This is a genomic window from Brevibacillus sp. MCWH (genome assembly GCF_013096935.1).
Classification (GTDB): domain Bacteria; phylum Bacillota; class Bacilli; order Brevibacillales; family Brevibacillaceae; genus Brevibacillus; species Brevibacillus aydinogluensis.
The window spans coordinates 66122-85177 of record NZ_SDLF01000011.1; the positions used below are offsets into that span (position 1 = coordinate 66122).

The window sequence follows — 19056 nt, forward strand, 5'->3', positions numbered from 1 at the left end:
TCTCGTATATACTGTATGATGTGGTCATTTACTTCTGGTCGTTTCCCTAGTACAATTCGAATCAGGTAAAATGGATAGAGGAGCTGCTTTGTTTGCTATGGATGCCAAACATGAAGAAATCCTTCAACGGGCTCAAGAACGGGTAATCGAAGCTCTCGCCAAAAACATGGATCTGTACGGAATCACCATGTCCACGGGGTTGCTGTACGGAACCCTGCTGTTTCAAGACAAGCCGATGACGCTTGATGAAATGGGCAAAGCGATGGGCATGAGCAAGACGAGCATGAGCACCGGTGTGCGCACCTTGATGGAATTAAAAATGGTAGAAAAAATTTGGAAAAAAGGAGCACGAAAGGATCACTACGAGGTAAACCTCGATTGGTACCAGAATTTCATTGACTTGTTCTCGCTCCGTTGGAGAAGCGCGGCCGAATACAACGTGCATGCGATGAAAAAATCACTCCAGGAGCTGCACGCCCTTCTCCAAAGCGAAGACCTGTCGGATGAGCTGAGAGAACGCGTGCAAACAAGCATTCAACGCATTGAGAACGGTTTGGAATACTACGACTGGCTTTCCCGCTTGATCGACTCGTTTGAAACACACGAGATATTCCAGTTTGTGCCAAAGAAACCGATGAGCTAGGCATGTCCTCAGCCGCTTATCGCACAAAAGCACCCGCGCTGCTGCGATTTGGCAGCAATACGGGTGCTTTCATTGTGCCCTTGCGTGGCGATTCATACGTGCTTGCGTGCGGCAGCCGCTCCTACCGAGGCAACAAGTCAAACGCCTCTGCCAGCAGTTGATACGACTTCAGCTTAGCCTCAAAATCGTGTGTAATGGTGGCCACCATAAACTCCGTTGTATTGTATCGCTCGCTCATCTGCAGGATTCGTTCCTTCACCTGTTCCTTGGTGCCCACGATCATGCGCTTGCGGTTTTCCTGAATCCGGTAGCGGTCATAATCCGTATAGGGATAACGAAGCGCCGCCTCGACGGAAGGGGTGCCCTGACTGCCGCCCCCTTTTTCCAGCAGCAAGAGGGACAGGTCGAGACTGGAAGCAATTCGATTCGCTGCTTCCTCAGTCTCGGCACAGATGACAAAGATCGCCACCATCGACTGCGGTCGATCGTTTACGAGGGACGGCTGAAAATGTTTCTGGTACCACCGCATGGCCTCTTCGCCGCCTTCCCCGTTGATAAAATGGGCAAAGGCAAACGATGCTCCCCGCTCGGCGGCCAGTCTGGCGCTCTCCCCGCTGGAGCCGAGCAGCCACAACTGGGGCACGGTGGGGACGATGGGCGTTGCCCGCAGCCCCGGAAACTTGTGGTTCTCGTCAATCGTGTCGTACAAATAGCCGATCAGATCATCCAACTGCTCTGGGTATCGGTCGATGCCCGCTACTTTTCCCTCCTGCAGTGCTCTTGTGGCGAGCGGCATGCCGCCAGGTGCCCGGCCTACTCCCAGGTCGATCCGGTTGGGGTGCAGTCCTTCCAGCACGCGAAACGTTTCCGCCACCTTGTACGCGCTGTAGTGGGGCAGCATGACGCCGCCAGTACCTATCCGCATGTTTGTGGTGACCGCCGCCAGATGGGCCACCAGGACTTCCGGGCTGGACCCGGCCAACCCCAGCGTATGGTGATGTTCCGATACCCAAAAGCGATGAAAGCCCAGGCGGTCCAGTTCACGGGCCAGGCGGACGGTCTGGGACAGCGCCTCCGGGGCCGTGCTGCCCTGGGCAATCGGGGATTGGTCCAGTACGCTCAAGCGAATCATCTTGCTTCTCACCTCTCCCTTATGATTTCACGTTTTTCCTCCGACAGGCAATAAACCAAGTGTACCCGAGTGCAGTTTGGGCGTCGCAAGGCAAAAGAGCTAGCGCTTCTCCCCGCCCGTGCTGCGGCAGTAACGAAAAAACCCTGCCTGTCCGCCATTACGCGAAAACAAGTAGGGGCTCGATACATATATTTATAATGATGTTCCTCGGTTCACAGCCTTCGCCGATCCCCGCAACGACTATTTCAGACCGGCTTCTACCTCTTTCACCATCTCCGCGACAGAAATCAGTCCGCCGCCGGACAGGTACCAGTAGTTCGGGTCGAGATAGACCACATTTCCTTCTTTATAGGCTTTCGTGTTTTTGACCAGTTCGTTTTCGACCACTTGTTTCGCCGAAGACTGGCCGCCTACGGCCGCCCCTCTGTCCACCACAAAGAGGTAATCGGGATTTTTCTCCACGATGTATTCAAAGGAAATGCTTTGCCCGTGCGTAGAGTCCTCGATGTTCGTGTCCACCGGCCTGAAGCCAAACTCGTCGTGAATCAAGCCGAAACGGGAACCCGGTCCGTAGGCACTTACTTTTCCGTCGTTGGCCAGGATGATCAGCGCATTCTTGTTGCTGGCCGCTGCTTTTTCATGCAGCTTCTTGACGGATTCATCCAGTTTTTTCAGTTCTTCTTCCACAACAGCCTGTTTGTCAAAGATGTTTCCAATCGTCTTGGCATTCTCTGCAAAAGACTCCATGTACCGCTTCGTGTCGATCCCCAGGTAGATGGTCGGGGCAATCTTTTTAAACTCTTCATACAGGTTGGCTTGGCGGGCGGAAATGATAATCAGATCGGGCTGCACTTCGCTAATTTTTTCGAAGTCCGGTTCTTTCAGGCTGCCCGCATTGACGTACTTCTCATCGTTGTATTTGGAAAGGTACGGCGGAAGATTGGTTTTGGGGAGAGCCGCCACCTCAATGCCCAGTTTGTCCAGCGAATCCAACGTACCGTAGTCGAAGACAACCACTTTCTGAGGATTTTTCTTGACGGTTGTTTCGCCCAGCTCGTGCTTGATCGTCAGTTCTGCGCTTTGTGCCGCGCCCGATCCTGCCCCCGCTGGCTGACCGGAGTTGTTCGATCCGCATGCAGCCACAAGGACGGCTGCCAGTAACGACATGAGAATTACAGACAGTTTCTTGGTCACTCTGCTCACCTCTATGATTGTTTGTGTATATTCAATAATTTGATGGCTGGACTTCACGGGCGCAGGCCCTGCGGATGTGTATCACCGGAGATGTGCAGGCGGGGACCCTTTGCCCGCGTCGGTCAAACCATCAAATAATTGAAACCGTTAGGGATGTAACTCATGCGTAATAGACACAGATCTTGTTTTGATCGATCTCCTTGATCTGAATATCCATGTCATAGATGCTGCGCAAGACGTCAGGCTGAATAATCTGGTTCGTGCTGCCTTCCTTGATGACTTTGCCGTCCTTGAGCGCGACGATATAGTCGGAATAGCACGAAGCAAAGTTGATGTCATGAATGACGATCACGATGGTCTTGCCCAGTTCGTCCACCATTTTCCTCAGGGTCTTCATGATCTGGACGGAATGCTTCATATCCAGATTGTTGAGCGGCTCGTCGAGGAGAATGTATTCCGTGTTCTGGGCGATGACCATGGCGATATAGGCCCGCTGCCGCTGCCCGCCGCTCAATTGGTCCAGGTATTTGTGCTGGATCTCCTCCAGTTCCATATAGCGGATGGCTTCATCAACATAGCGCCAATCCTCCTCGGAAAGTCTGCCCTGCGAATAGGGAAAGCGTCCAAAGGAGACCAGTTCCCGTATCGTCAACCGCAGACTGATGTGATTGGACTGCTTGAGGATTGAGATTTTCTTGGCCAGTTCGCCGCTTTTCCACTGACCAATTTCCTGGCCGTCGATGTATATCTCTCCCTGATCCTTGGAAATCAGCCGGCTGATCATGGACAGCAGCGTGCTCTTGCCTGCCCCGTTCGGGCCGATAAACGACGTGATCTTCCCTTTTTCGATGGTGACCGATACATTTTCCACCACGTTTTTCGAACCGTACCGTTTCGAGACGTTTCTCACATCTACCATGCCTTATTCTCCCTTACCAGCAGATATAGAAAATAGACGCCGCCAACGAAATTGATAATCACACTCAATGGCGTGGAAAAAGAAAAGACCCGCTCCACAACCAATTGTCCACCGACCAAGGCGATGATGCTGATAAGTGCCGAACCCACCAGCAGGTATTTGTGACGATAGGTCTTCAAGAACTCATAGGTCACGTTGACCACGAGCAGCCCCAGGAACGTGATCGGTCCCACCAGTGCGGTGGAGACGGAGATCAGCACCGCGACGACGATGAGCAGCCGTTTGACCACGTAATCGTACTCGACGCCCAGGTTAATCGCCTGCTCTCTTCCCAGGGACAGGACATCCAGGTATTTGACAAACCGCGCAAAATAGAACAGCACGAGCACGACAGCGATACAGGCGAGGACGAGGATCTTCGTATTGACGTTGGCAAAGCTGGCGAACATCCTGTCCTGGACGACGAGAAACTCATTGGGATCAATGAGCACCTGCATGAACGTGGTCATGCTCTGGAACATGGTGCCGAAGATCAACCCGATCAACAGCAAGTAGTAGATGTGTTGATTCTCCCGCTTAAACAGCACGTGGTACAGCACGCCCGAGAACAGAATCATGACCCCTACGGAAAGGAGAAAGTTTACATTGTGATTCATCATCGTCAGGGTCTTCGAGCCAAACAGAAAAATGATGACCGTCTGGATGAGCATGTACAGCGAATCCAAACCCAAAATGCTGGGGGTCAGGATTCGGTTGTTCGTAACGGTCTGAAACACGGTCGTCGCCAGGGCTATGGCGCCGCCCGTCAAAAGAATCGCCAGAACCTTTCCCAGCCGTTTCGGCAGGACGTAGTCCCAATTGCCGCCGAGTTTAATAAAGAGAAATACGCCGACCAGTATCACACAAACCGCGGCCAGAGCGCCGACTTTTGCTTTATCCCCCATGTGCCTGTCTCCTCATCAACAAGTACGCAAAAATGCCGCTTCCGATGACCCCAACGGTAAGACTGATGGAAATCTCGTACGGATAAATAATGATCCGGCCGAGTATGTCGCAAAACAGGACGAAGACTGCACCCAGCAAAGCCGTGTGAGCAAGGCTTTTCTTCAGATGATCGCCCAAGTAGAGGCTGACGATGTTTGGGATAATCAACCCCAGGAACGGAATCGTTCCCACCGTCAATACCACGGACGACGTCACCAGAGCGACGATGATTAACCCGACATTCACCACTTGCTTGTAGTTCAGCCCCAGGTTTTTGGAAAATTCCTCTCCCATCCCTGCTACGGTAAACTTGTTGGCGTACAGGTACGCGAGGATGAGCAGCGGAATGCTTATGTACAGCAGTTCATATCTGCCTTTCATAATCATTGAGAAATCCCCTTGGAGCCAAGACGATATGTTTTGAATCAGGTCGTATTTGTACGCAAAAAAGGTAGAAATGGACGTAATGATGTTGCCAAACATCAGCCCCACAAGCGGGATAAAAATGGAGTCTTTCATCTTGATTCGATCAAGAATTTTCATAAACACGAATGTTCCGATTAGCGCAAATGCAAACGCAACAATCATCTTTTGCAGAGGACTTGCGCTCGTAAAGAGCAGCAAGGATACCAACACACCCAGCCTGGCCGAGTCCAGCGTTCCCGCCGTCGTCGGGGAGACAAACTTGTTGCGGCTGAGCTGCTGCATAATCAATCCGCAGATGCTCATACTCGCGCCCGCCATGATAATGCTGATCAGTCGAGGCAGCCTGCTGACCAACAAGATCTGCGCCTGGTCTTCACGAAGGCTGAACAGATCCAGCGGGGAGATGTCCTTGACGCCGATGAAAATGGATGTAACCGATAGTGCGATAAGCGCAGTAAACAGATATCTCTTTTTCATGTCGCTTCCTTACTCTTCCCTGATCGACTCGGGATGTTTTCTCGCGGATAAAAGCCACTGCCACCAGCAATGATATTAATTATCATTCTCATGACAGGTACTATTCTAACACGTTCCGGGTATCTGTCAACAGCGTTTTTGGAAAAAAGCGCCGTATCAATGGGTTGTATGTCCCAATATTTCATATCACGTTTTCCCATGAAAAAAGACACCCGGTCACAGGTGTCTCAGCGTGTAGACAAAGGTCGCGGCGCATGGGAGATCGGGCCCGCTCGCTCGCTTGACGCCCAGCACAGAAGCGGATGAAGTCCGCTCCAAAACGAGACGCGGGCAGGGGACAAACATCTGGGTGTTTCGATGAAGTGAGACTTGTGTCCCCTGTTGATCCCCGCGTCTTCGTTTTTATGCTGAGTCGGTCGTCAAAGGAGCTCGCTTGGCCCATCACTCCATGCCCGAACTTTATCTCCACCTTCGGTTGATCAATATGCAGGCCTTCCGGCCTGGAAATCATTTTCTTATGGACGCTTATTCAATGAACCGTTTGTCTTCAGTCTGAAACACCCGGTCACAGGTGTCATTTTTCGCGGAATGCCGTCATCGGTGCGGCTAGCTGTGCAAGCTCCCCTCCAGACGGGCGGCAGGGCGGCAGGGACCTACCGGGAGCTGGATCAGGCAGGTTTGGCCGCGTGAGGCGATGCCATAAATCCCGTCGCACACATCCGCATCGTATCCAAGCAGCGGATGCCCCGCCATTCCGAGGGCTGTTGCCGCCAACAGCACATGCTGCACGAGCATGCCCGCTTCCATCTGTTGAATGCGGTATCCCCTGTAGCCCAGTGCCGTTTTGAGGTGATCCCGCTCCCCCGCCAGATGCAGGCATAGCGGGGTTTGCAGCAGATTGACGTTGTCCAGCGTCATGGCCTGTTGGAGCGACAGCCGATGATCGCCGGGACGTTCCAGCTGCAAGGCATGCGCACCGCTGTCATAGCGGTAGGCACCGTCCGGGATTCCTTCCACACGATGCAGACAGAGATAGAGCGAGATGCGAGGGTGAGGATTCGCGCTGCTGCCGTCCAAATCATTTCGGTAGGCGAAGGAAGCAATTGCCTCCCGCAGCATTGCGGCCAGCTGCTCCTGGCTTACCCGGCCCAGCACGAAGTCGATCCCCGGCGAATGCCGCCCTCTGCACGCTGCTGCCAGGTCATAGACCAACCGCTCTGCCTCGGGCAGGAACACCGCCCGCCCCTTTACAGACTCCTGCCTCTCACCCTCTATCTGCACAAACGCCCGTGTCGATTCCAGCAGGGAGGCTTCGTTCATCCTGACCAGCATCGGATACGGGCGGACCCGCTGCGATCGGACGTAGTGCTCATGCGCAACAGGCATCAACTCCCGGCACAATTCACTGGCCGTGATCACCTCGTCACTCCCCCTGTCAGAAAACCAGGTCATCCCCGGTTCCACTGACAGCGGAATGACCGCATATACGCTCTCGTCCTGTTCGGACAGGCCGAGCAGATGGTTGATGGCCCTGTCAAGAAACTGGAAGTACACTCCGGCCGAAAAGCCAAATCGTTTCGCCACCTCCAGCAGCTGCCCGATCAGCACTCCGGCATCCAACCCCTGCAGCCGGTAGGAAAAGTTATGGTATTTAAAAAAATTTTTCCAAAACACCGTCGAGACAAACACCGTGCCGAAGCACGCCGACACGTCACAGCGATTGCCGAGAGCCCTGGCGACATAGGAGTCAAAATTGCCTTCCCGCAGCAGCACCAGGCGGTGATGTGCAGCATCGTAATGATAGACCCCTGTCGGCAGTTCCATGATTCGCAAATACAGGTACAATTCGTTGGGATACAGTGCCCCGCCGGAAGGAACAAAGCGCCGGAACGCATGCATCACGCCGCCTTCGCATCCCATTCCATCCCCGGGATAGTCCCATTGGCTGACCTTGGTCAGCCCGTACACATACCAGAGAAAATGGCCGATGTCGGACAGCGCAGGCGTTCCGGTCACCTCCCGTCCTATCAGCGTCAGCGGCACTTCCGCCGAAAGCGGGACGACAGTCAGGCCGCGGTAAAGTTTATACCCGAGAGGCGCGTCGCTCCAATCCACCTCCCAGTCCGGCGGCTCAAGCCTGTCAATGTTACCGTGCAGGTGGTGCAAAAATGAATCCAGACGCATAAGACTTCCTCCCGTCCGGGATTATGGAAACGGATGCGGATGGGGATTGAGCTGATCTGGTGTCAACGGCTGCCTGACATATCCCAGCTCCATGGGGACACGCAGCACCCGGTCCAACCCTTCCAGGCGGGTCAGGTGATACCCGAACGTCATCGGCAGCATCCCCGGAATCAGCACTTTTACGCAGTACAGGCTGTTTCGCCGCATCTCCGGTGTGGTCTGGTCCACCACGATGACATCGAGGTTTACGCGCCGAAATGCCTGGAGCATATCCTTCAAGTCATCGGTCAGGTCGGCCGACTTCTTCTGCTGCGGAAATGATTCGTCAAACGTGTGCAGCGGGCGGTCTTCATTCAGCAGAAAAGCCAGGCGCTTCTCCGCTTGCGGCAACCCGTACAGCATGGAGTGGTCTTCCATCTCCTGCACCAGAAACGGATCGTCCATCATTCGCTCATACTTCTCCCGAAACGCCGCAAATTTGCCGTCAATTGTACCCATCATGTCAGCCAGTTCGTGGACCGCCCCTTTCACCGCCCGGACCGGGTCCGGATGAGCTCCGGCCGCACAGATGAGATTCACTCCTGTTTGTTTTCTGTTTTTGGCCAGCACCCACACGCTTGGTATGCCGTTCTCCATCGTCGCGTTGTAAAAATGCAGGTCGTAGCCTCCCACCGTCTTCGCACGCTCGATCATCAATTGCAGTTCCGTATCGTCGAGGGAATCGGGGTCAAGGCGCGGAAGCGGCAGCTGGGCGTACCAGGTCATCAGGAACGAATCGCGCTCCACCACTTCCAAAATGCCGTAGAAGATTGCTTCCTCCAGACTTCCCCCCAAGGCGCATCCGTTGGACGTCTCATAGACGAAGCCGTCCCCGTAATTCAGGCTGTAATAGGCCAACAGCTCCGGAACCAGAATCGGACGCTCCTGCATGCAGGAGTAGCCCCACACCCATTTGATCGGGCGGTCAGGATCAAACGGCCGGTACGGAAAATCAGGACGTGCGTATTGATCCTTGGCGTGCACCCCTACCGTGAGCGGGTTGAGCGCTTGATCGGCAAGGTTGCGGTAGCTGTCGTACACGACCGTCCGTTTGCCGCGCGGTTCCAAACCGCAGTACCGCTCCAATCCCTCCAAAATCGCCAACAACTCGCTTTCCGCGAAGGAATGCGTCCGCCCCGCCGTCGATTCGTCCCCCACAAACAGCGGCAGATTGACGCTGACAACGGCAAACGGCGCCTCGTAGTTGTTCCGTTTTCCGTTGAGCAATCCCGTCCGGGAATCCAGGTAGTCCCTGCTCAGAACGTCTTTCAGCTCATCCAGCGAACGGCAGCGGTACCTGTCGGCACTCAGCTTGGGGCGGGGTGCGAGCGAAATCTGCGCCGCCATCGGTGAATCGTCGGGCAGTTCACCGCAAACCGGGCACAGCGGGTCGGGCAGAAAAAAGTGACGCGAGCTCTCCAGCGTTTTCAGGTTGACCAGACAGACGTGTTCTTCCAGGTGGGCCTGCCCGCCCTGCAGCACCCGTTCGGCTTCGGCGATGAGCAGGTGAGCTGTCTGCAGCATCCCGGTCCGCGACGCCCACGGGTCCCGCGGCATCCCTCCCTGCTCCGCCAGCGCCCGTTTCCATTCCCACATCTGGCTGCGGTCTATTCTCGCCACGATCCGCCGCAGGTCCGCACACTGGGAGCAACCCGGCTTCCCCGGGCGCACCAGCGGTCCAATTACAGCTTCGCCGCATGCGGCAAATCCCCGCAGCCAGGGAATGCCGGCCGGTTGAAACAGCACCTCAGCCTGCTTATGGACAGCAGGCTCCCAGGTATCGTGCAAAACCAGCACGAGGTCCGCCGATTCCGGCAGGCTGGTTTTTACGTCGGCATGACGAACAATCCGGTATTGAGAGGACAATGCCCTGCTCACGAAGGCGGCCAACAGCCCTTCTCCAACAACAACCACACCAGCACTCACCGGGACTCCTCCTCTCGCACCAGCACGCCAAACACCCCTGCCAATCCTTCGCGCAAAAACGGCTCCAGCGCCAGATCACAGACCAGCAGCCGCTTGTTATTTCGTCGCAGCACCTGCAAAGCGGACTGCACAACCATGACATGATCGTCCGCTTCACACGCCGGGATGCTCAGGCTTTGCGGCGTCTTGTCTGCCAGCAGCACGTCGGGAACCTCCACCGCCTGCATCCCGGAGTGCGCCGCCTGGTTCTGCGCCTTTTGCAGCGCCTGCTGCAGCGACTGCCGCAGAGCTGACGCCACGTGGAACCCCACGCTGCCATACCACCGGCCATTCAAGCCGACCCACACCACGGGGAACCCGCAGACGTCCTCTCCCAAGCCGATCAGCGGCGCCTCCTGCATTGTGGTCAACGCCTGCAAGTAATAGCGGCAGGGCTCGTCTGCGACCGTTTCCACCTGCAGCAAAGAGATGCGCGGCTGCTCGCTTGCGTATCGTCTCCTCAAGGCCTCGGTCAAACACTTCCGCAGTCCCCGGCTTACGCCTTCTGCTGCTGTTTCACCTGCCCCAATGCCGATACATTCATCCGGTTGGAGCGTGATCTTGTCGGCCTCCTGCTCGGCGGAGAGCGCCGACAACAGCCGATCAGCCAATTTCGTCACGTACGCTTCGATCCCCGCAAGCCCCGCTTCCCGCCGCGCCTCATCATGCGTCAACCCTGTACAAACCACTGCCGGCTGCAGGCGATCCGGCCCCTCCGCCAGCGGATCGACAGCCTGAACCACGCACTGTGCCAATGGAATCTGCCGGGTATCCAATGGTTCCCACACGTGCAAAATGCCGGTTACCGGCGATGTGAGCCGGCTGAAAACCGGAGTCAATCCGTCCGTATCCCGCCTGCCGGCATCCCGTTCAAGCGGCAGATCGGAAACGTTGATCCACTCGATTGGTTTACAGCCCGTCACCAACGGATGGGGCAGGAACGAATGCCAGCTTCCTTCCAACGTCTCCAGGTCCAACAGAAAGAATTGCGGCTCTGTCCGGAATACGCCTGCCGCCGTTTTGAACCATTCGAACACCATGACATTCGCCAGCATGGCTGCCGCGGTGGAGGAAAAGGCGTGCTGCTTCGGGTCTTTGCGCACTGCCGACAGGTGCAGGCGACGCCACGCCGACTCCCAACATCCCGCGCTGTCCGGATGCACCAGCGGACCGGCCATCCCTGTCTCATGGATGCACAAGGCCGGGAGGAACACCTTTTTTTCCTGCTTGCAAATGTCTTGAAGAAGACACAGTTCCTCGACATCCCCCTTTTCTGACACGTACAGGATCGCATCAAACGGCTGGACAAACTCCCGCCAGGAGAAGACTCTCCCTTTTTGCAGCGAAATGGCCTCCAGTGATACCTCAGGGTCTTCTTTTCGTGCATGTTCCGCCAGTTCCGCCAACCGCTGCCGATTGGTGACCGCCTCATCCGTGATCAGTACGTGCAGCCTGGGCAGTCCCGACTCCAACAATGCCGCTGCCAGCGAGAGCAAAAACGTGCCGGCGCCCGCCGCAGCCACCCTGGTCTGACGATACGTCTGAAAGCGGTAGGCACCCGAGTCCGCGAAACTGTCCAAAAATTCGATTTGTTCCGCATATCGTTTGCGTATCCCTTCCGGCAGTTGATGCGGCCGATCCTGGCTTACATCACGGACAAAACCGTTTTTGTACAGCACCTCTGCAATCTCATACACCCGGTTCCGGTGCGGGGCCGGCAGTCCGTCCGTCAACTCCTCCAGCGTATGCTCGCCATTCAACACCGGCATCAGTTTTTCCATCCACTGCAGGATCGTCCTGCCTTCCATGTAAAGCGAGCCGACGTTGTTCCGAACATGTACTCCGCCGGATGGATCGGGAAGAAAAAACGTGTCTCCCTTCACTTTCAGACGCATCGAAGGCTTCAAACCTGTCATCCCCATGGTCCCTCCCGTTCGCCGTGCTGACTATGCGCATCCATCCCACAATGACATTTCGTGTTCATCATATGTACCGCTATTTGTCCTTCTTGCCTACTTTGTGGGGAGGGCTTCATTAGACCGCCCGCTTCCTTGACACGAATCCTGACAGGCCCGTCACTTCCAACCGAACCCGTCGCTTCCAACCGAACCCGTCGCTTCCAACCGAAAAAGAAGCCGAACCCCTTGCAAGTGGAGGGATTCGGCTCTTTTTCCAATAATAATAAAAACGATATTCGGGCTATCCCCAGCACCGTCCGCACCGCGGGAAGAAGCAGTTGTGGCAGCGTGGGACAAAGCAGTTGAAGCAGCGCGGGAAAAAGCAATTGGCGCAGCGCGGGAAGAAGCAGTTGCGGCAGCGCGGGGCAAAACAGTTGCGGCAGCGTCCCCCACATCGCCCGCAGTTGAATTGAGCGTATTCGTATTCCGGATTTTCATAGGGAACCATTTCGCTCGCGTGAAATTCATCCGCTTCCAAGTTTCTCATTTCCTTTTTGAAATCGTCCAATTGTGATACCTCCATTCAAGAATTGACCTGGATATTTAGGAACGGCCATCGTCAAAAGCTGTCACCGTAAGCGTCATACACGTCGTAGTAGCCTGCGTACGGGTCAACATAATCAACGTAGTCCAGATATTCGTCATAGAACGGCGCCTGGTAGACAACCGGCACGTAAGACAGATAGGGCGAATACATGACCTGATACGGGTGCGGCCAATAATACCACTGCGGATCGTACACGGCTGCGTCGTAAGGTATATAGCCATGTTGGCTTTCAACGGGTGTGCTGCTCAATGAAACCTTTCCCCTTTCACCATCTTTCTGATTGCTGCTACAGTGCACAATATTCCGATTTCCCAGATTGGTTGCCTGCCCATATCGAATTGGGCGTTTATCTAACACAAAAGCCACTCCAATACACAGGAGTGGCTTCAGTGTGTAGACAAGGTGACTATTGCAAGGAGAACACGATTCCGTCATCCGCTCCGTGCTCGCCCAGCAGGGAAGCACAAACTGTACGCTCCGCATCGATTTGCGGGGGATCGCCAAAGCCGCATGGCTACGCAGCCCGTTCAGAGGTGGCGCTCCTTTTTCCCGCAAATCGCCACTCCGCTCGGTAGCGCTCACAAGTCGCTCTGCCTGGAAACGTGCTTCTCCTGCGGTACAATCGGTTTGTCTTCAGTCTGAGCCACTCCAATACATAGGAGTGGCTTTCGGTTGTTCGATGGGGGATGATACCCGCTGCGCGCTACTCGTAACGCAATGCGTCAATCGGTTTCAACCGCGCGGCTTTGCGGGCCGGGTAGACCCCGAAGATCACGCCGACAAGCACGGAAGAGAGGAACGCGTACAGCATCGGCGTCACACTGACTGATGTGGCAATGCCGGCAAACTGCCGCAAGCCGATAGCAGCGCCGACACCCAAAAGAATGCCGATGATTCCCCCCAGCAAACTGATGGTCACGGATTCGATCAAAAACTGCCGTTGAATGTCCCAGCGTTTTGCTCCGAGCGCTTTGCGGATGCCGATCTCACGCGTGCGCTCCGTCACCGAAACCAGCATGATGTTCATGATCCCGATTCCCCCGACCACCAGCGAAATGGCGGCAATGCCGGACAACAGGGCGGTCATTACACTGGTCACCTCTTCAGCTGTACTAAGAATTTCCGATTGCGACCGGATTTGAAAGTCGTTTTCCTGGCTTGGCCGCAGGTTGTGCTGGGCTCTCAGCGTCAGCTGAATGTCAAACTGCGCCTGAGGCAGCGCCTCCGCAGAGACGGCCGACACGTAAATGCTGCCCACAAACCTGCCTCCGGTCAGCCGGTTCATGGCTGTTGTAATCGGGACGATCACTTTGTCGTCATTGTTGGTCATTCCCGTACTGCCCTGACTTTTCAAAATGCCGATGATTTCAAACGGAATCCGGTTGATCTGGATGGTCTGTCCGATCGGGCTGGCATTGCTGTCGCCGAACAAATTGGCGATCACGTCCGGACCCACTACTGCTACATTTGATTGTCTCTGCACTTCCAGTCGGTTAAAGAACCGGCCCTGCTGCACCTGTACGTTCCGCACCTGGGGATATGATTCATTGGTGCCTTCGAGCGAGGTGGCGTAGTTTTTGTTTCGCCAGACGACCTGAGCCCGCCCCGTCACACTGGGCGAAGCTGCTGCGATGGAACTGTTTTTCGTGAGCGCTTCACTGTCTGCCAGCGTCAGGCTGTTTAACGAACCGGCACCCAGGTTGATTTGCCCCCGGGCAGTCTGGCCGGGCGTCACGATGAGCAGATTGCTCCCCAAGGCGTTGATTTGCGACGCCACGTCGGCGGAAGCACCTTCCCCGATGGCCACCATCGCGATGACGGCGGCAACCCCGATCACGATGCCGAGCATGGTCAGCATCGAGCGCAATCGGTTTGTTTTGATACTGCGCAAAGAGACGCGCAGGCTTTCCGCGAAATTCATACCTTCACATCCTCAAGGTTGGCCCGTCTCTGCCGGGCAACCGCTTCGTTTGCGATGATCTGTCCGTCACGAAAGCGAATGATCCGCTTGGCATGTTCGGCAATGTCGGGTTCGTGTGTAACCAGCACGATGGTCTTGCCTTGCTCGTGCAGCTGCTGAAAAATGCTCATGATCTCAATGCTCGTTTTCGTATCCAGCGCGCCTGTCGGTTCATCAGCCAAAAGCAGCACGGGATTGTTGACCAGCGCCCGGGCAATCGACACCCGCTGCTGCTGCCCGCCTGACAGTTCGTTCGGCTTGTTGTACAGCCGGTTGCCCAATCCCACGCTTTCCAGCGCCTGCACGGCTCGTTCGCGCCGTTCCTTCGCGGGAACGCCCGCATACAGCAAGGGCAGTTCCACATTTTCCACCGCGCTGGTACGGGGGAGCAGATGAAATTGTTGAAACACAAAGCCGATCTTTTGATTGCGAATGATGGCCAGCTCGTCGTCATCCGCCTGCGACACGGGGTGACCATCCAGGTACAGTTCGCCCGACGTAGGTTTGTCCAGACAGCCGATCAGATTCATCATCGTCGATTTGCCGGAACCGGAGGGACCCATGATCGCCGCAAAATCCCCCTCCTCGATCACCAGGTTTACCCCGCGCAGCGCTTGAATTTCCTGATCACCGATAACGTACGTCTTCTTTACCTCTTCCATCTGAATGACCGGTTTCATCTCAACGATTCCCTCTCATGCCGCCGCCGAATCCTCCGCCGGGTCCTCCGCCAGGGCCTCCCATCCCGCCAAAGCCCGGGAAGCCTCCCATGCCGTTTGACCTGCTGCTGGAGCCGGAAGCGGCAGTGTTCTCAAAGGTCAGGACCACTTGATCCCCTTCCTGCAGACCGGACGTGATTTCCACCCGGTCAGAGCTGAAGTAACCGATCGTGACCGGCTGGAAGCGGAAGCGGGCAGCGTTCCGGCCTGCTGCTGCGCCTCCTGTTTGTGCAGCGCCGGCCTCACCCTTGGCCGATGCGAGGTACACACCATCTTTCCCGTTCTGGGTTTTCAGGGCAGCTGCAGGGACGTACAGCACATTTTCGTGCGTTCCCACTACGATGCTCGCGTTGACGGTCATGCCGGTTTTCAGCAGGCCGTCCTTGTTGTCGACGGACAGGAGCACCTGATACGTGGTGACCCCCGAATCGGTCGTCGCTTCCGGATATACCAGCTTCACCTTTCCGGCAAAGGTTTGATCGGCATACGATGAGGTGGTAAAGCTGGCCGACAGCCCCGCCTTCACTTTGCCGATGTCGCTTTCGCTGACGTGCGCCAGCACCTCCAGATTGCCGGCGTCCGAATTATCCATGATGATGAACGGATTGGACGGGCTTTCCCCCACATTTCCGTTTATCTGCACAATCACCCCGTCCATGGGCGCTTTGATGGTTGTGTCCTGCAGGTTTTTTACCTGCTGCTGCCACTGCGCCTCCGCCTGTGCTACTGCGGCTTGTGCAGACTGCACAGCCGAGGAGTCCGGCCCCGCTTTGGCTTCCTGCAGGTCGGCCACCGCCGTTTCATACGTCGCCCGCGCCTGTTCCAGTTCGCTCTTGGCTTTCGCTTGTGTCTGGCTGCGGGCCAGCACGGCGCTGTTGTACTCCAGCTGCGCCTGATCCAGACTGCTCTTTGCTTGCTCATACTCGCTTTTGGAAATGATGCCCTGAGTGTACAGCGCGCTTTGCGTGTTGTAGGTCCGTTGCGCGTTCTCCAGATTGGCTTTGGCCTTTTCCACGTCGTAATCGGCCTTTTTTGCGTCGTAACCGCTTTGGGCCGCGTCCAGTGCGGCCTTCGCCTGGTTCACCTTCGCCTGCAGCGCGTTGATTTCCGCCGCGGTCTTGGGCTTTGTCACTTCAGCCAAATGGGCCTTGGCGGACAGGAGATTGGCTTCCGCATTCTTTACCTGCAATCGGGCTTCCGAATCGTCCAGCTCGGCCAGCACTTGCCCGGCCTTGACACGGTCGCCGACGTTCACACGGATCGATTTGATGACTGCATTGCCGCTGGAAGCAGACAGCGAAACACGCTTGGAGGCCTGCACGGTTCCCGATGCAAAGACCGTTTCCGTTACATTTCCCCGCTTGACGGTCTCCACGCGCATCACGGAGGCGGGGCTTTGCGAAGACGCCCATTTCTGGTAGGCAAAGGTTCCCGCCCCGCCCAACAGGACAGCGACCAAGCCGATCGTCACGACCCGTCGCCTGTTTTTGCCGGGCAAGAACAGTGCCAGATTTCTCTTGGCATACTCACTCACGCAGCATTCCCCCTAGACGTATCTGACAAGTCTTACCCGCTCATTATAGGGAGCAACGGTGAAAAAACGGTGAAAAGGAAAACGCCTTCCTGATCGATGCCGAAACCATTTTTTCACCCAATTTTCATTGAAAGCGTGTAGTATGGAGAGAGGAATGAAACCAGACACCTTTTCATGTTTTGTGCAAGGAGTGTCTCTTTTGAATATTTTGCTGGCCGAAGACGACATTCGACTGGGTGAATTGATCGCGTACATGTTGAAGAAAAAAGGAGGCTATCAGGTTGAATGGGTGACACAGGGAGACGATGCCCTCGCCTATGCCCTGCAGGCCCACTTTGACATCCTGATTCTGGACTGGATGCTGCCCGGAGAAGATGGGGTGCGCGTAGCCAGCCGATTGCGCCAGCAGGGATACAACGGCGCCATTCTGATGCTGACTGCGCGAGACGCGCTCCAGGATCGCATCGAGGGGCTGGACTCCGGAGCCGACGACTACCTGGTAAAACCGTTTGAAATCGAGGAACTGCTCGCCCGCTTGCGCGCGTTGGCCCGCCGCAATTTTGCCCCGATTCAGGAGCAGATCGTGCAGATCCATTCGATCACCGTCAATCTGACCAACCGCACAGTCCATGACGGCGAAAAGGAAATTCACCTGACGCCGCGGGAATACCAGCTGCTGGAACTGCTCATACGCAACAAGGGACAGGTATTGTCGCGAGAGGTGATCTTCGAGCGCATCTGGGGCTTGAATTCCGACGTGTCCATGAAAACGATAGACGCCACCATCAAGTTGCTCAGGAAGAAGCTCAACGGCGAGACGGAGATGATTCAATCCATTCGCGGGGTGGGATACAAACTTGATGACTGACTGGTTCTCGCGCTGCCGTTTTTGGAAAAAGGATCTGTTTGTACATACGCAAAACCGGATGACCGTCCAATACAGCATTTTGCTCATGGTCTTTCTCACTCTGTTTATTGGTATCGTTTACGTCCTCGTCGACATCGGGATTGCGTATGAACAAAAGAGACAGCTGCAGATGATCACCGAACAGGAAGTCAAGCTGATCGAAGAGGCGCTGCGAGACGACGTGCTGAGTCAGGAAGAGTACGACAACCTCAACCGGATGCGGGAAAGCCGGAATCAATTCTTTTACTATGTGGTGGACGCAAACGGACAGCTTTTGTTTGGCGATGAATTCATCCCGCGGGCCAAGTCACAGATCCTGGAGCTTGTCCGGGGATGGATTCCTGCCGCCAACGAAGTCCGGCACGGCACCGTGACGGTTCCGCCTCCGCCCCGGCGAGGCAAGCCGATGCCGCCGACGGACGGACGGCTGGAACTGATGATGACGGGCCGCCCCATTTTTCAGGGCGTACAGATGAAGGGAATCCTCTACACGGGTATCGACATTTCGTTTATCAACCATTTGCTCAAACGGCTGCTCACCGTATTGACGGTCCTGGGCATTTTGTTTTTGGGGATTGCGCTCCTCCTCAGCCATTTCATGTCCAAGCGGGCGATGATCCCGATTCGTCGTTCCTTTCAGCGTCAGCGGAAGTTTGTCGCCGACGCTTCGCACGAGCTGAGGACTCCGCTCAGCATCTTGCAGTCTTCGCTGGATGTATTGGAAATGGAAGAGGGCGAGCAGCTTTCCGCTGTTGGACGAACCGTTCTGGACAACATGAAAGATGAAGTCAGACGGATGACCAAACTGGTGAGTGACTTGCTGACGTTGGCCCGTTCCGACTCCGGCCCCCCCGATCTGCAGTGCGAGTACGCTGACGTGGTCCCTGCTGTCCAACAGATGATCCGCTCCACCCAAACGGTGGCTGCCTCGAAAAAGATCTCCCTGAGACTGGATGCGCCAGCGACGGTGATGGTGTACGGTGATCATGAACGGATCAAACAACTGCTGTACATCCTGCTGGATAACGCCATCAAGTACACTCCCAGCGGCGGAGACATTACGGTCACTCTCTCCGTTGACAACACGGCGAATCCCCCGTCCATGTGCCTCACCGTCCGCGACACCGGCATCGGCATCCCGCCAGAGGAGCAGGACCGCATTTTTGACCGGTTTTACCGGGTCGACAAAAACCGCTCGAAACAAATGGGCGGCACAGGACTGGGGCTGGCCATCGCCAAATGGATTGTGGAAGCCCATCACGGCACGATCACCGTGACGAGCAGCCCCGGACTCGGCAGCAGCTTCACCGTCAAACTCCCGCTGCATTCCCCCAAAGCGTAACGGCTGTGTGCATACGCAAACAACAAACAAGGGTCCATCACCTTGCTGACACACGCAGCACAGGCTGATGGACCCTCGCTTTTTCCAGCACGACGGCGTCATCATTCCGCTTGGACCCCGACGCCG

16 protein-coding genes are annotated in these 19056 nt (G+C 55.8%); 3 read left to right on the forward strand and 13 right to left on the reverse strand.

What is annotated here, in order from left to right; genetic code table 11:
* Positions 1-97: 97 nt before the first annotated feature.
* On the forward strand, positions 98-643 hold the full coding sequence (locus ETC00_RS11810) for a GbsR/MarR family transcriptional regulator (RefSeq protein ID WP_171566288.1): 546 nt from the start codon (positions 98-100) through the stop codon (positions 641-643).
* 121 nt (positions 644-764) lie between these two features.
* Here the strand turns inward: ETC00_RS11810 and ETC00_RS11815 are convergent, their stop codons facing one another.
* The 13 genes from ETC00_RS11815 to ETC00_RS11875 all read right to left on the reverse strand — a co-directional run bounded on the left by ETC00_RS11815 (position 765) and on the right by ETC00_RS11875 (position 16681).
* Positions 765-1775, reverse strand: a complete 1011-nt coding sequence (locus tag ETC00_RS11815) for an LLM class flavin-dependent oxidoreductase (RefSeq protein ID WP_171566289.1) — start codon at positions 1773-1775, stop codon at positions 765-767.
* 240 nt (positions 1776-2015) lie between these two features.
* Entirely contained in the window at positions 2016-2942 is a 927-nt protein-coding gene (locus ETC00_RS11820; protein WP_171566345.1) for a siderophore ABC transporter substrate-binding protein, read from the reverse strand.
* Positions 2943-3129: 187 nt separating this feature from the next.
* On the reverse strand, positions 3130-3888 hold the full coding sequence (locus ETC00_RS11825) for an iron ABC transporter ATP-binding protein (protein WP_171566290.1): 759 nt from the start codon (positions 3886-3888) through the stop codon (positions 3130-3132).
* Positions 3882-4832, reverse strand: coding sequence for an iron chelate uptake ABC transporter family permease subunit (locus tag ETC00_RS11830; protein WP_171566291.1), 951 nt, complete (start codon positions 4830-4832; stop codon positions 3882-3884). Before ETC00_RS11830 ends, ETC00_RS11825 begins: the two co-directional genes overlap by 7 nt.
* Positions 4822-5775, reverse strand: a complete 954-nt coding sequence (locus ETC00_RS11835; protein ID WP_171566292.1) for an ABC transporter permease — start codon at positions 5773-5775, stop codon at positions 4822-4824. Before ETC00_RS11835 ends, ETC00_RS11830 begins: the two co-directional genes overlap by 11 nt.
* A 606-nt stretch (positions 5776-6381) precedes the next feature.
* Positions 6382-7959: a SagB family peptide dehydrogenase gene (locus tag ETC00_RS11840; protein ID WP_171566293.1), complete on the reverse strand. Its 1578-nt coding sequence runs from the start codon at positions 7957-7959 to the stop codon at positions 6382-6384.
* A 21-nt stretch (positions 7960-7980) separates the two neighbouring features.
* Positions 7981-9924 carry a TOMM precursor leader peptide-binding protein gene (locus ETC00_RS11845; protein WP_171566294.1) on the reverse strand — a complete coding sequence of 648 codons (1944 nt, stop codon included), beginning with the start codon at positions 9922-9924 and terminating at the stop codon, positions 7981-7983.
* Positions 9921-11879: a putative thiazole-containing bacteriocin maturation protein gene (locus tag ETC00_RS11850; RefSeq protein ID WP_171566295.1), complete on the reverse strand. Its 1959-nt coding sequence runs from the start codon at positions 11877-11879 to the stop codon at positions 9921-9923. Before ETC00_RS11850 ends, ETC00_RS11845 begins: the two co-directional genes overlap by 4 nt.
* Before the next feature lie 283 nt (positions 11880-12162).
* Positions 12163-12444 carry a heterocycloanthracin/sonorensin family bacteriocin gene (locus ETC00_RS11855; RefSeq protein WP_171566296.1) on the reverse strand — a complete coding sequence of 94 codons (282 nt, stop codon included), beginning with the start codon at positions 12442-12444 and terminating at the stop codon, positions 12163-12165.
* 36 nt (positions 12445-12480) lie between these two features.
* The gene (locus tag ETC00_RS11860; protein WP_171566297.1) at positions 12481-12717 is read right to left on the reverse strand and encodes a hypothetical protein; all 237 of its coding nucleotides are present in this window, start codon (positions 12715-12717) and stop codon (positions 12481-12483) included.
* 454 nt (positions 12718-13171) lie between these two features.
* Positions 13172-14389, reverse strand: coding sequence for an ABC transporter permease (locus tag ETC00_RS11865; RefSeq protein WP_171566298.1), 1218 nt, complete (start codon positions 14387-14389; stop codon positions 13172-13174).
* Positions 14386-15108, reverse strand: a complete 723-nt coding sequence (locus tag ETC00_RS11870) for an ABC transporter ATP-binding protein (protein WP_171566299.1) — start codon at positions 15106-15108, stop codon at positions 14386-14388. Before ETC00_RS11870 ends, ETC00_RS11865 begins: the two co-directional genes overlap by 4 nt.
* Before the next feature lies 1 nt (position 15109).
* Positions 15110-16681 (reverse strand): efflux RND transporter periplasmic adaptor subunit, encoded by a 1572-nt coding sequence (locus ETC00_RS11875; RefSeq protein ID WP_371808903.1) that lies wholly within the window; start codon positions 16679-16681, stop codon positions 15110-15112.
* Positions 16682-16880: 199 nt separating this feature from the next.
* Here ETC00_RS11875 and ETC00_RS11880 point away from each other — a divergent pair, with 199 nt between their 5' ends.
* The gene (locus ETC00_RS11880; protein WP_171566300.1) at positions 16881-17549 is read left to right on the forward strand and encodes a response regulator transcription factor; all 669 of its coding nucleotides are present in this window, start codon (positions 16881-16883) and stop codon (positions 17547-17549) included.
* Positions 17542-18930, forward strand: coding sequence for a sensor histidine kinase (locus ETC00_RS11885; RefSeq protein ID WP_171566301.1), 1389 nt, complete (start codon positions 17542-17544; stop codon positions 18928-18930). Before ETC00_RS11880 ends, ETC00_RS11885 begins: the two co-directional genes overlap by 8 nt.
* The last annotated feature ends 126 nt before the right edge of the window (positions 18931-19056 follow it).

Bases quoted from the DNA above. Each gene is read 5' to 3' on its own strand.
- ETC00_RS11810 (WP_171566288.1), top strand. From the start codon at position 98: ATGGATGCCAAACATGAAGAAATCCTTCAACGGGCTCAAGAACGGGTA.
- ETC00_RS11815 (WP_171566289.1), bottom strand. From the start codon at position 1,775: ATGATTCGCTTGAGCGTACTGGACCAATCCCCGATTGCCCAGGGCAGC.
- ETC00_RS11820 (WP_171566345.1), bottom strand. From the start codon at position 2,942: ATGTCGTTACTGGCAGCCGTCCTTGTGGCTGCATGCGGATCGAACAAC.
- ETC00_RS11825 (WP_171566290.1), bottom strand. From the start codon at position 3,888: ATGGTAGATGTGAGAAACGTCTCGAAACGGTACGGTTCGAAAAACGTG.
- ETC00_RS11830 (WP_171566291.1), bottom strand. From the start codon at position 4,832: ATGGGGGATAAAGCAAAAGTCGGCGCTCTGGCCGCGGTTTGTGTGATA.
- ETC00_RS11835 (WP_171566292.1), bottom strand. From the start codon at position 5,775: ATGAAAAAGAGATATCTGTTTACTGCGCTTATCGCACTATCGGTTACA.
- ETC00_RS11840 (WP_171566293.1), bottom strand. From the start codon at position 7,959: ATGCGTCTGGATTCATTTTTGCACCACCTGCACGGTAACATTGACAGG.
- ETC00_RS11850 (WP_171566295.1), bottom strand. From the start codon at position 11,879: ATGACAGGTTTGAAGCCTTCGATGCGTCTGAAAGTGAAGGGAGACACG.
- ETC00_RS11855 (WP_171566296.1), bottom strand. From the start codon at position 12,444: ATGGAGGTATCACAATTGGACGATTTCAAAAAGGAAATGAGAAACTTG.
- ETC00_RS11865 (WP_171566298.1), bottom strand. From the start codon at position 14,389: ATGAATTTCGCGGAAAGCCTGCGCGTCTCTTTGCGCAGTATCAAAACA.
- ETC00_RS11870 (WP_171566299.1), bottom strand. From the start codon at position 15,108: ATGAAACCGGTCATTCAGATGGAAGAGGTAAAGAAGACGTACGTTATC.
- ETC00_RS11885 (WP_171566301.1), top strand. From the start codon at position 17,542: ATGACTGACTGGTTCTCGCGCTGCCGTTTTTGGAAAAAGGATCTGTTT.